Annotated in this window: 13 protein-coding genes; 11 read left to right on the top strand and 2 right to left on the bottom strand. The window is 59.1% G+C overall.

Going from position 1 to position 12,139, the window contains the following annotated elements:
* Nucleotides 1-474: 474 nt before the first annotated feature.
* From ACPQ6D_RS23275 to ACPQ6D_RS23325, 11 genes are all read left to right on the top strand, one after another.
* Nucleotides 475-870 (top strand): hypothetical protein, encoded by a 396-nt coding sequence (locus ACPQ6D_RS23275; protein ID WP_423226748.1) that lies wholly within the window; start codon nt 475-477, stop codon nt 868-870.
* Entirely contained in the window at nt 860-1,306 is a 447-nt protein-coding gene (locus ACPQ6D_RS23280) for a PIN domain-containing protein (RefSeq protein ID WP_423226749.1), read from the top strand. Before ACPQ6D_RS23275 ends, ACPQ6D_RS23280 begins: the two co-directional genes overlap by 11 nt.
* 338 nt (nt 1,307-1,644) lie before the next feature.
* Complete coding sequence (locus ACPQ6D_RS23285) at nt 1,645-1,860, top strand: hypothetical protein (protein ID WP_423226750.1); 216 nt, start codon at nt 1,645-1,647, stop codon at nt 1,858-1,860.
* On the top strand, nt 1,857-1,982 hold the full coding sequence (locus ACPQ6D_RS23290) for a PIN domain-containing protein (protein ID WP_423226751.1): 126 nt from the start codon (nt 1,857-1,859) through the stop codon (nt 1,980-1,982). The genes ACPQ6D_RS23285 and ACPQ6D_RS23290 overlap by 4 nt, the downstream gene beginning before the upstream one ends.
* 832 nt (nt 1,983-2,814) lie before the next feature.
* The gene (locus ACPQ6D_RS23295) at nt 2,815-3,117 is read left to right on the top strand and encodes a DUF433 domain-containing protein (protein WP_423226752.1); all 303 of its coding nucleotides are present in this window, start codon (nt 2,815-2,817) and stop codon (nt 3,115-3,117) included.
* Complete coding sequence (locus tag ACPQ6D_RS23300) at nt 3,098-3,445, top strand: DUF5615 family PIN-like protein (RefSeq protein WP_423226753.1); 348 nt, start codon at nt 3,098-3,100, stop codon at nt 3,443-3,445. The genes ACPQ6D_RS23295 and ACPQ6D_RS23300 overlap by 20 nt, the downstream gene beginning before the upstream one ends.
* A gap of 358 nt (nt 3,446-3,803) precedes the next feature.
* A complete protein-coding gene (locus ACPQ6D_RS23305) occupies nt 3,804-4,091 on the top strand; it encodes a hypothetical protein (protein ID WP_423226754.1) in 288 nt (95 codons plus the stop codon).
* A gap of 137 nt (nt 4,092-4,228) precedes the next feature.
* Nucleotides 4,229-4,939 (top strand): HEPN domain-containing protein, encoded by a 711-nt coding sequence (locus ACPQ6D_RS23310; protein ID WP_423226755.1) that lies wholly within the window; start codon nt 4,229-4,231, stop codon nt 4,937-4,939.
* Nucleotides 4,940-5,467: 528 nt separating this feature from the next.
* Nucleotides 5,468-6,088 carry a hypothetical protein gene (locus ACPQ6D_RS23315; RefSeq protein ID WP_423226756.1) on the top strand — a complete coding sequence of 207 codons (621 nt, stop codon included), beginning with the start codon at nt 5,468-5,470 and terminating at the stop codon, nt 6,086-6,088.
* Between the two features lie 18 nt (nt 6,089-6,106).
* Entirely contained in the window at nt 6,107-9,199 is a 3,093-nt protein-coding gene (locus ACPQ6D_RS23320) for a proprotein convertase P-domain-containing protein (RefSeq protein ID WP_423226757.1), read from the top strand.
* Between the two features lie 402 nt (nt 9,200-9,601).
* Entirely contained in the window at nt 9,602-10,021 is a 420-nt protein-coding gene (locus ACPQ6D_RS23325; RefSeq protein ID WP_423226758.1) for a type II toxin-antitoxin system VapC family toxin, read from the top strand.
* A 1,124-nt stretch (nt 10,022-11,145) separates the two neighbouring features.
* Here the strand turns inward: ACPQ6D_RS23325 and ACPQ6D_RS23330 are convergent.
* Both ACPQ6D_RS23330 and ACPQ6D_RS23335 read right to left on the bottom strand, forming a co-directional pair.
* Nucleotides 11,146-11,499 carry a hypothetical protein gene (locus ACPQ6D_RS23330; protein WP_423226759.1) on the bottom strand — a complete coding sequence of 118 codons (354 nt, stop codon included), beginning with the start codon at nt 11,497-11,499 and terminating at the stop codon, nt 11,146-11,148.
* Entirely contained in the window at nt 11,490-11,813 is a 324-nt protein-coding gene (locus ACPQ6D_RS23335; RefSeq protein ID WP_423226760.1) for a hypothetical protein, read from the bottom strand. The genes ACPQ6D_RS23330 and ACPQ6D_RS23335 overlap by 10 nt, the downstream gene beginning before the upstream one ends.
* Nucleotides 11,814-12,139: the final 326 nt, after the last annotated feature.

Below are 12,139 nucleotides of genomic sequence, written 5' to 3' on the forward strand. Positions count from 1 at the left end.
TTCCGCTAGGAAGCCCGGTTTTTGTTTGCGGCGGCGACGGTGCGCGCCGTCCCGTAGGGACGCCTTGACTTGAGCCCGGCGACGACCCCGCGGTCCCGCCGTCCCGTAGGGACGATTGAATGATGACGCCCTCGGTGGATCCCGCGGCCATACCGCGACCGTGGGAGAGGGGTTCAACCGTCCCGCTGGGACGGCCATGAATGGTGCGATCATGGCTGCTCAGGTCAGGCGTCCCTACGGGACAGGCGCCGATTTTTCTTACCTGCCCACCGCGGGCAAGCCGCAACCCAATGGCTCACACGAAGACACAAAGGCGCAGAGGCAGGCGCCGCTTCCTTGGCGGCTTTGTGCCTTGGTGTGAGAACGCCGCGGGCGGCCACACGGGGCGGCTCCAACCGGGCGCGGAGGCTTGTTGTTTTGAGCGCCTGATGCTACAATGCTCCCACGACGATCGCTGATGTGAGGCCACCAGCTATGAGACAACAACGGATCACACCCACGCCATCTCACCCGACACGACAACAACTGCAAGTCGTCTTGGTTGAGTTGGCCGAGATCGAACGACGCTTGCGCGACGTCAACCTGGTCGTCGCTCGCATGGCGGCGGAACTGGCAACTCCCCCGACGTCCGAGACGGCTGCACCCGCCTCGGAGGACGAAGCATCCGTGCGCGCGGGCTTGGTCAAGCCGCGTTCACCCGCCGTGATGCGCACGCTCATCCGGGCCAGTCAACGTGCGGAACTGTTGGCAAAATCAACCCCTTCGGAACTGCAAGCGTTGCTCAGGCAGAGCCAGCAACAAGCGCTGACAGATGCCAGCGTTCAAGGCCAGGCCATTGATGATGAGTGGGAAGCTGCGCTTGGAGACTGAGCAAAAGCGCGTCATGGCGGTCCTGGACACGAACGTTTTTGTCGCCGCCTATCTGAGTCGAAACCCAAACAGTCCCACCCAGGAGATTCTTGCGCGCTGGCTAAACGACGAATTCGACCTGCTTTATTCTGTTGACTTGCAGGCCGAAATTGCGGAGAAGTTCGCCGCCAAGGGAGTGGCCCAGGAAGCGACTGAACTCCTTCTCGCCACATTAGCCATTAGAGGCGTGCAGGTTGAAGCGCCGGCCTCTGCTGTCGTTGCGATCATTTCCGCTGATCCCGACGACGATTTGGTGTTAGCTTGTGCTGTTGTGGGGGGCGCTACACACCTGGTAACTTATGACCCGCACTTCGATGTGTTGGGCCGTACGTATCAAGGCATCCACATTGTGGATGGGCTGGGGTTCCTGGGCGTCTTGCGCTCTAGGCCCGAGTAAACAAATCCACAAGAGGACGTGCACTAACGACAGCATTACCGTAAAAGTCGGGTTTCGCACAGAGACCCGACTTTTTTCTTGCCCTGCCCACCCCGGGCAAGCCAGAACCCAACAGCTCACACGAAGACACCAAGGCACAAAGACATGTCCCGATTTCTTGGCGGCTTTGTGCCTTGGTGTGAGAACGCCGCGGGCGGCCACACAGGGCCGCCCCTACCGGGCGCGGAGGCTTGTTGTTTTGAGCGCCTGATGCTACAATCGGGCGGCGTGGAGTGCAAAAGCGGCCGCGACAGGAGCAGGTCGGGCGAAAAATGTGAGAATCATTGAAAAGGTGAAAAATGGTTGCTTATCGCTTGGAAACGGTTGTGCCCAAAAACGGAGAATTGCAGCTGAAATCGCTGCCATTTCGTCCTGGCGAAGCCATCGAGATTATCATTCTTGAGGCTCGTGCATTCACGAAGAAGCCGGCCCATTTCCCTTTGCAGAACACCGTACTGCACTATGAGGATCCCTTCGAACCAGTGGCGGCCGAGGAGTGGCACGTTCTCCAATGATTCTCCTCGATACCCATATCTGGGTTTGGTGGGTGAGCCAACAGCCGCAGTTCACACCCGCACTCGCGCAGATCATCGCCGATCATCAAGAGACTGGGCTTGGCGTTAGCATCATTTTATGAAATTCCATTGCTCACTGCTGACCGCAAGATTCTTGCCTATCCCCATGTTCAAACACTGACTGAAAGCGGAAGCTCATCGTGAGCAGCTAACCATGTCAATTTGGGCGACGGCGCGCGCCGTCCCATATGGGAATTCCAAATGTAGCACACATCCAACCACAAAGAACACATCCGGGGGTGGGTGAACACAAAGAAAAGGCAGCTCAAGTGCTTCTTTGCGTTCTTTGTGATCTCTGCGGTCAAAAACCAGGCCACATTTGAAACTACTGCGTCCCGTAGGGACGCCTTGACTTGAGACCGGCGACGACCCCGCGGTCCCGCCGTCCCGTAGGGACGATTGAATGATGACGCCCCCGGTGGATCCCGCGGCCATACCGCGACCGTGGGAGAGGGGTTCAACCGTCGCGCTGGGACGGCCATGAATGGTGCGATCATCGGCGCTCAGGTCAGGCGTCCCTACGGGACAGGCGCCGATTTTTCTTACCTGCTCACCCCGGGCAAGCCAGAACCCAACAGCTCACACGAAGACACCAAGGCACAAAGACATGTCCCGATTTCTTGGCGGCTTTGTGCCTTGGTGTGAGAACGCCGCGGGCGGCCACACGGGGCGGCTCCAACTGGGCGCGGAGGCTTGTTGTTTTGAGCGCCTGATGCTACAATCAGGCCGGGTTGAGTGAAATAGTGGCCGCCGCAGAAGCAAGTCAAGGGCGAGAAGAGGTGTCTGGATGAGAGCAAGCATGATCGGTCGTTACATTGTCGCCGATCCCGAAATCTGTCACGGCAAGCCAACCTTTCGCGACTTACGTCAGTTCAATACCGGACGAGTGAACACATGATACAAGTGATAGAACAAGCGTATATTGTACGGAATAACAACATACTGAACAGTGAACCGATCATTCAAGGGACACGAACGCCTGTGCGCGCCATTGTGGAGCTGTGGCGGCTCGGGCTGCCGCCGGAAGAAATTCCGATTCACCTCCCCCATTTGACGATGGCGCAGGTGTTTTCTGCCCTCAGCTATTACAGCGATCATCAGGCCGAGATTCACGAGTACATTGAACGCAATCGCATTCCAGAGTCGCTGGTGGGCACGCAATTGGAGTTCAAGCATCGTGAGCAAGCTGTTCATTGAACTCTACCTGGATGAAGATGTGGATGTTTTGGTGGCCGAGCTTTTGGCCAAGCGTGGCTATTCGGCGATCACGGCGCGTGACATCGGTACACTCGGTCAAGGGGACAGCCAGCAACTGGAATATGCAGTCCGTCAACAGCGCGCCTTGCTGACCCACAACCGACATGATTTCGAGAAGTTGGCGCTAGAGTATTTCGAGCGCGCACAAGGTCATTATGGCATTATTTTGGCGGTGCGCCGGACACCTTATGAAATGGTCAATCGGCTGATTCGATTGCTCAATGAGTATACGGCCGATGAATTTCAAAATCAGGTCCGCTATCTCTGACTTGTTCGCCTGAGTATCAAGCCAATCGCGCAGCGCGGTGAGTGTGCAGTAGGCCGCGCTGCCGCGGTTAGGCGCCGGGCGTTCAACCAGCGCAGCAAAAAAGTCGGGTCTCGCACAGAGACCCGACTTTTTGCTTGCCCTGCCTGAGCCAGGCAAGTCGGAACCGCATCCTTCAACGCAAAGACGCCACGGCGCCGGGACGCTAAGAAAAGGCTCTGCGGCTTTGCGTTAGAATTCCTGAGGCGGCTACACAGGGCCGCCCCTACCGTGGGCGGAGGCTTGTTGTTTTGAGCGCTTGATGCTACAATCAGGCTGAGTTGAGTGCAAGATTTACCGTTGTGAACGCAAAGAGGTTGCCATGTCTTCCATCGCTACCAGGCGCATTGACGCCACTTTTCCGGTCTCCGTACTGGATGACCTCGAGAAATACGTGCCGCTGCACAAGCGCAATCAGGTAATCGTGGCCGCGACGGAGGCTTACGTGCAGAAACTGAAGCTGCTTGCGGTGCTCAAGGAGACAGCCGGCGCCTGGGACGATGCCAGCCACCCGGAAATGGCGACGCCCGAGGATATTGACCGCTGGTTGCACGAGATTCGTTCCTCCTGGCGCCGCGAGCCACTAGAGCCTGAGTTAGCCGATGACTGATTACCTGCTGGACTCATGTGTGCTCATCCGTCATCTGCGTAAGCACCAACCGACGCACGTCTATACTCCTGACGAATTTGAGAGCATGCACAAGAACAGGTTCCTGATGCACGACGTTCGCGAAGGCAAGGTGACTTATGAGTTTGCGTAAGAATCTTGACATGGCACATTTCGGGCTGCAGACCGCAGAAGACGATTTGAAGGCGGCCAACGCCCTCCTGAACGCGGGACTCCCGGCCCACGCCTGTTTTGCCGCGCAACAGTGTGGAGAAAACGCCATGGAGGCGTTGTGGTACCTGGCGGGAAAAGATCCTTGGGGTCATTCGGTGATCTCACTGGTAACTAAACTACCCCAGCGAGACGATATCTCAGCGATCGCGACATGGAAGGAGAAGGCAGTGGGCCTGGACTGGTACGACAATGGTTTCCGACCTTCCACTGGTCTGCCGGAATTGACACCAGGCCGGGTTTATCTGCACGCCGAAGCCCAGAACGCGATCGAGATGGCGCGCTATCTGTTGGATGCCAGCAAGGAAATCATCGCCGCGGAGGAGGCGAAGTTGGCTGACATCCCCGATGGTGCCGAGACAGGACTGTTGTGGCCCTACATAACTAGCATGGAGAGATTCGGTTACTGGCGGGGGCAACTAGAGTCGGTGTTGTATCTGTTGACCCGGCGTTTTGGCGCAGTGCCGCCCAAGCTGGAAGCTCGACTACGCGCCGCGCCCAGGGGTCAGATGCCAGCATTGCTGGATGTGGCGCTGACCGCCACGACGTTGGCCGAGGTGGCTATTGCGGTCGAGACGTTGCCGCCGGACGCAGGAAACGGTGTCCCGCCCCCTGCGTGATATCATCAGCCACATCAATCCCGGTTGACACCCCCCGGCGCCAGGGCGACGCCGTCCTGCTGCCGCCGTCGCGGTTAGGCCCGGGCGTTCAACCAGCGCAGCAAAAAGTCGGGTTTCGCACAGAGGCCCGACTTTTCTTCTTGCCCTGCCTGACCCAGGCAAGTCGGAACCGCATGGCTCACACGAAGACACCAAGGCACAAAGGGACACACCGATTCCTTCGTGGCTTGGTGTCTTTGTGTGAGAACGCTCTGCGTCATGGCGTCCTGGTGTCAGAATGCGCTGCGGTTTTGCGTCTTGGCGGCCTTGCGTTAAAATATCGTCTCTCCAAAAACCCGCGCGGACCTGCGCCGCGTCATAGGCAGTGTCATGTTCATCGCGTAGAATGGCCCCAATTCCGGCTGGACGCGCGCCAGTGGGCGCCGTCGCCCACGCGGTTGGCGTTGCCGGGCCTGCCGACGACAGGCCGCATCTGGCTGGCTGAACGATCAACTCATGCCCCCACGACCGACGAAGCAGGAACCTACCATGAAACATCGCCTCGCTACAAAGCTCTATCGGATGCTACTTATCACTGTGCTGGCTGCGCTGTTGGTGATGCCTTTGACCGCAGTCATGGCCCAAGATGGAGTCGTTGGCCAGCCAGGCAGCGGAAATGCCAGCATTGAGCGTGCACGGCAGCAAGAGCAGGTCACGAGCGCCCCGTTGACTGTGGGAGAACCAGTGAAACCCGCAGTCTATGTGGGCGACGTGCGGGACTTGCCCTACGTTGCTCCAGTCGCCCCCGTGGCCAATCTCAACCTCCAATACTCTGCGGCTGAAAAACTGCCACCGGCTGAGTACAACCCAGAATCAACGGACACAGCCCTGGCTCCCAACGCCATGCCGACGCCTTCGGCCAATTTTGCTGGACTTGGCAAGAATAGCACGTGCACGGGCGGCTCCTGCGGCTCTGGCTGGCCTCCGGACACCGTGGGAGACGTCGGCCCGAACCACTACATTCAGGCGGTCAACACGGCGGTCGGAATCTACAACAAGACCGGCGCCCAACTGGCTGCATTCACGTTCAACTCGCTATGGAGCGGGGCTGGCACCGGCACGGCCTGCGACTCCACCCATCGCGGTGATCCGACCGTGATCTATGATTAAATGGGGGATCGCTGGTTCGTGTCAGATTTGGCCTTTGCGAGTTCTTCTTCGTCGCCTTACTACGAGTGCATTGCTGTTTCCAAAACGAGCGACCCCGTCAGCGGCGGTTGGTACCTGTATGCGATCCGCGCAGATGACGCCTCGCACCCCTGGCTTCCTGATTATCCCAAGATGGGCATTTGGCCGGATGGTCTCTACATGTCGGCCAACATGTTCCTCATGTCAAATAGCACGTTCCAGGAAGTGCGCGCTTGGGCCTTCAACCGTGCGCAGATGGAGCTCGGCGCAACAGTCAATTACCTCATTTGGGATTTGGGATCAACCACCTACTTCTCCCTGCTGCCCAGCAACCTGCGCGGCGCGCTTCCGCCAACGGGCACGCCGAACTACTTCGTAGCTCAAGACACCGGTTTCTACAGGTTCGATATCTTCAAGTCCCATGTGGACTGGGTGACACCGTCGAATTCCACCTTCAACGGCCCCACGACGGTCTCTCAAACTAGCTACACGACCCCAGGTGTTGTCGTGCCTCAGCCTGGCACGTCCACCCTCCTTGACACGCTCGGCGACCGCTTGATGATGCAGGCACAGTATCGCAATATCAGCGGCGTCGAGTCGCTATGGGTGGTTCATACGGTATGCCCATCGGGGGGATGTGGCACAACGCGCCTGCAGTGGGCGCAGATCAATGTAAATGGTGGAACAATCAACACAACCCCAATCCAACAACAAATCTATGGTGACGCGTCGCTTTATCGTTGGATGCCCAGCCTTGCCGTAGATGGGGCTGGCAACATGGCGATCGGCTTCAGCATCGGCAACGGGACAGCGCCCAACTACCCCTCCCTGGCCTGGGCCGGCCGCTTGAGCACGGATACTGCGGGTACACTCGGCCAGGGCGAGGCCACGTTCTTCGCCGGCACCGGGTCGCAGACCGGCACTACGCGCTGGGGCGACTACTCGGCCATGACCGTAGACCCATCGGACGACTGCACATTCTGGTACACGAACGAATACTATGCGGCGGGCGACACGGCCAACTGGCAGACGCGTATCGGCGCGTTCAAGTTTCCCTCGTGCACGGCCAGTACGCTGGAGCCGATCGGCATTTGGGACGGTGGCGGCGGGGACAACAACTGGGCCACGGCCAATAACTGGACACGCAATACGGTGCCGACCAGCAATGACAACACGTACTTCAACGCCACATCGGCGAAGAACGCCACGATCAATGGCAGCTACACCTTCAACAGTCTGAACGTCACCTCGGGCTACTCTGGCATCATCACCCAGGGCGCCGGCAACGTCACTGTGTCCGGCTCCTATGCGCAGGCCGGCGGCACGTTCAGCGGCGGCTCAGGGAACATGACAGTCGGCGGCGATTTCAGCCTGACAAGCGGCGCCTTTACCGCGCCAAGCGGGAGTCTGAGCGTGGCTGGCAACTTCAGCAACAGCGGCGCGTTCAACCACAACAGCGGCACAGTCACCTTCAACGGCACGACGACCATGTCCGGCAGCAGCACGACTTCGCTGAACAACGTGACGATCAACAGCGGCAAGAGCCTGACCGCGCCCAGCGGTAACGTGAACGTGGCGGGCAACTGGACGAACAACGGTACGTTCACACCGGGTTCAGGCACAGTAACGTTCAATCGCAGCGGATCGCAGACGGTGACGACGAACTCTACCTCGACCTACAACAAGACTGAATCACCCGCCCTGAGTATCCCCGATAACAGCTGCCCTACCTATACGGAAAGCACACTCACAGTGGCGGATTCACTGACCATTAGCGATCTAAACATCACGATCAATATCGCACACGCATGGGACGCCGATCTGGACATCTATCTTAGGGGGCCTGATAACACTGAGGTCGAGTTGAGCACCGACAATGGTGGCTCAGGTAGCAATTACACGAATACTACCTTCGATGATGAAGCCAGCACTTCAATCACAGTCGGCTCAGCTCCATTCAATGGCTCATACAAGGCCGAAGGCTCGCTGAATAGCTTCGATGGCAAGAGCACGTCCGGTTCCTGGAAGCTGCGCGTATGCGACGATGCTTATTTGATCATGGGCAGCATCAGTTCTTGGTCTCTTCAAATCACATCTTCAGATTTCAACAACCTGACCGTCAACAGTGGCAGCACCACCACGACCCCCAGCGGTAACCTGAGCCTCACCGGCAACCTCCAGGTCAACGCCGGTGGCACGCTGGATGTCGGCGCGAACGCCATCACTGGCGTTGAAGGCACGGTGACCAACAACGGCACGCTCAAGCAGACCCGGACCGTCAACAACGCCACGGTCGCTTTCCTCAATATCAAGAACATCGCAGCCACGACCGACAAATACTTCGGCGTTCAGATTCAGACGACGAACAACCTGGGCAGCACCACCGTCTCCGTCAGCGGCAACCAGGTCTGCTCCCAGGCCAACGGCTACCCGGTCAAGCGTTGCTTTGTCGTCAACCCCACGAACACCGCAAATTCCAATATCACGTTCTACTACCGCCAGGCCGAGCTGCAGACCGGACAAAACGCCAACGCCCTCAAAGCCTGGAAGTACAACGGGTCTGCCTGGTCGCAGGCCGGAACGAGCACGACCGCGTCGGCGTGCAGCGGCGGCGCCATCAACTTCTGGCGTGCTGGTGAACACTGTCTCCTCTATGACCCGCCGGGCTTCGGGCACAAAGCCAGCAGCGGACCGTTCTCAGGAGAAACCTCCCCAGGCCGTCACCCTGGCGGACTTCAGCTAACGCAACGGGGCGATGCGGTGCTGCTGACCTGGGACGGTCAGCGAAACGGAGAACCGCAGCTTCAGCCTGTATCGCGGCACGTCGGATGCAAAGGCCCGATCGGCGAAACCAGCAGGACCCTGATCCATCGCAGTCGCAGAACAGCAGCGGCTTCATCTACCACCTGGGAAGATCGCGCGGCTGACCGGGGACGACCTACTTCTACTGGGTGGAGGATGTGGACATCTACAGGACGGCGGCACCGGCACGGCGGTCAGCGTGGACTACGGCGCCGAGCCGTCGCGGTGTTGGACGTGGAAGCGGGCGCCAACCTGCCGTTAGCCCTGCCGTTGATCGGCGCGGGCTGCTGACGCTGTAGCCGGACTGGCCGCGGCGGCGCAGTTAAGCAGTGAAAGACGGGATCTTCTGAAAGAGCGGCTTCTGGCATCAGCATACGCTGATGAGGAGTGGGAACGACCGCTTTCAGGAGGAGCAAATCGCTTGCCTCCGCGCCCTTCCTATACCTCTCCCACATATGCGGATCAAAGGGTGCATAGCTTATGATCGCAACCCGCAACCGCCATCTATGAAAGGCACCCTGCGTTTGTTGACGCCCGTTAGCCTGCCAGAACGGGCGCAGGTGCGCGATGCGAATCCAGGAAGGGACAAGATTGGGGACGAAGTGCAGCGGGCGGCCGCGCTGCTGGAGGCAACAGGCCTGGTCAAACCGGCGGGACAACTGCGAGCAAGGCTTTTCATCTCCCAGGCTCGACGTGCTGAACTGGCGCAGATCACGCTGCAGCTGGTCGCTATCAGAAAACATTGGCGCTGAGCGCGAGGGCGATGAGCTTCTCTTTCTCGACACCAGCGCTCTGATCAAAGCACTACGTGAGATGAGCTGGAAGCCCTGGCTCGAAACGACGGTGTTCAGGCCGGCAGGCAACATGCTGCTCATTTCGCGCATCACGGTGGTCGAGATGCGCAGCGCGTTGACTCGTCGCAAACGGAAGCATCCGGTGCCGCAGGATCACGCCGATGCGCTCAGCGCCTTGCACGAAGATTGCCTGACCCGCTACCGCTTCGTCAGGTTGGAGACGCCGGTTGTTGATTTGGCTGGGAACTGCTCGACCGTTACGTACTGCGCCTATGGCGCGGTCAGCTTGCTTCGGCGTTGGCCGTCAATCGCCTCTTGACTGAGGCCACTCTGGCGTCTGCGATTTTCGTTTGCGCTGATAAAGGGCTTTGCTGGCTGCTGGGAGCCGCCGGCATGCAAGTTGACAACCTAACCTGCACCTTGATGCGGCGCTCAGATGGAAGCGGACCACCCTCTCAGCGCCGTCCCAGTTGGCCTAGCTGCTGGACGTGGCGGTGGTCGCCGGCTGCACTCCATGACGACGTGGGAGACGGTCAGTGGAACGGAGAACCGCGGCTTCAACCTGTATCGCGGCACGTCGGATGCCGGGCCGATCGGCAGGCTCCAACGGACCCTGATCCCGTCGCGGTCGCAGAACAGCAGCGGCTTCATCTATACGTGGGAAGACCGCGCCGACGCAGGTGTCAGGGACGATACTTCTACTGGGTGGAGGATGTGGACATCTACGGGACGGCGGCGCCAAGCAGTCAGCGTGGACTCGGCGCGCCGACGGAGATGCTGTGTTGGACGTGAAGCGGAGCATGACCGCCATTAGCCTACCGTTGATCGGCAGGGCTGCTGGCCCGGCCGGACTGGCCGCCGGCGGCAGCGGTTAGTGGCCTGAAGACGGAGCCGCGGATCGCCGCGGATCACCGCAGATGGTCGTTTTTGTCTGCGGGTGTGCGCCCTCGCTGGAGTGGCTGGTTGGAAAGCCGGGACGCCGATTCAGGCCGGTTTTTTTGTTTGCAGCAACGACGCCGTAGGAACGCCTGACTTGAGGCGGCGACGACCCCGATCTCGCCGTTCCGGCAGGACGATGAATAATGGCCCCGGTGGATCGCGGCCATCCCGCGACCGTGAGCGAGGTTCCAACCGTCCCTGGCGGACGGCCATTGCGAACCCGATCCCTGGGCGCTCCGGTCAGCGCTACGGGACTGCCCGAATTTACCTGCCCCAGCGAAGGCAAGCCGTAACCAAACAGGACGGTCTCAGCCACGAATGACACGAATGAACACGAATTGGCCCTTCTGCTTTCGTGGAATTCGTGTCATTCGTGGCAGGAAAATCCTCAAGCAGGAAAGACTTGGCGAACTTTGCGCCTTTGCGTTAGAATGCCTGCGACGGCCACACAGGGCCGCCCCTACCAGTGTCTGTGCCAGAGTCACTTCGAGGTGTCAGGTGTAGCTAGCTCCCCAGCTTATCCTTGCCAGACAAGACCTCATTCAATAGCAGAACGATCTCTGCGATAGATGGGGGTTCAATGGCCACATGGTCTGCCGGGTTTTCTACGGGATGAAGATGCCATCCACGCCGGTTGTCGTAGTCAACGCCCCAAATGCGCTGCTGGTTGCTGATTAGTGCAAAGGCGATGGTGCCGGTGGTTTCGTTGAAGTAGACGCGCAGGAACTGGTCTTCCTGACTGCGCAGATAGGCGCGACCGCTGGCGATTGGTCCTTCGGTCTGCAACGACATGCGCTCGAACACGCCTTGTGCGGCCAGGGCCGCCAGCAGCTCATCGGCGAATCTCCTCACATCCATCGGGCTTGCAGCGCCTCATAGTGGCCCAGCAGTGTCACAGCCTTCTCCCAGTCCCAGTAATCGCTTTCGACGTCGTAGGCGTAAGGATCTTGGCCCAGGGTTCCATGCTCACACCGTTGCGAGAACTCGTCGAACGTCATGCCCCATTTCGTCTCGAACGCGGTGATCTGCTGCCGAATCTGCTGCGTCTTGAGACCGGTGTAATCGTGCAAAACGCGCCACAGAGCAGTCTCCAGGTCGGGCGTGGCGGTGATCTGGGTCAACAGCAGGCTGGTCTGGGGTGAAAGGGTCATGGTCGGTGTGGCGTCGTTCATGATCGTATCCTCACACAAGGATGGCATCGCTTCGACCTGACTATATCTGGTCGCTGGGGCTTTGTCAAGTCCACCTCCGGCTCACCTTTGAACTACAGCCTCCATTGCGCCCAGTCAAGATCAATGCTCCCACCGCCGTCACCCTCGCCGACTTCTACGCCGCCCAACAGGGCGGCGCGGGTAAACGCAGGTCATTCGCGCATCTTCAACCACAAGGAGCACAGAGAGCACAAAGAAGCAGCAGTGCTTTGTGTCCTTTGTGCTCTCTACGGTTGAAAACTCGAACGAATTTGGAACAACGAGCGAGAAGACAGTTTGGCAAGCCG

Origin of the sequence: Candidatus Amarolinea aalborgensis, assembly GCF_900491745.1 — a bacterium.
GTDB classification, from domain to species: domain Bacteria; phylum Chloroflexota; class Anaerolineae; order SSC4; family Amarolineaceae; genus Amarolinea; species Amarolinea aalborgensis.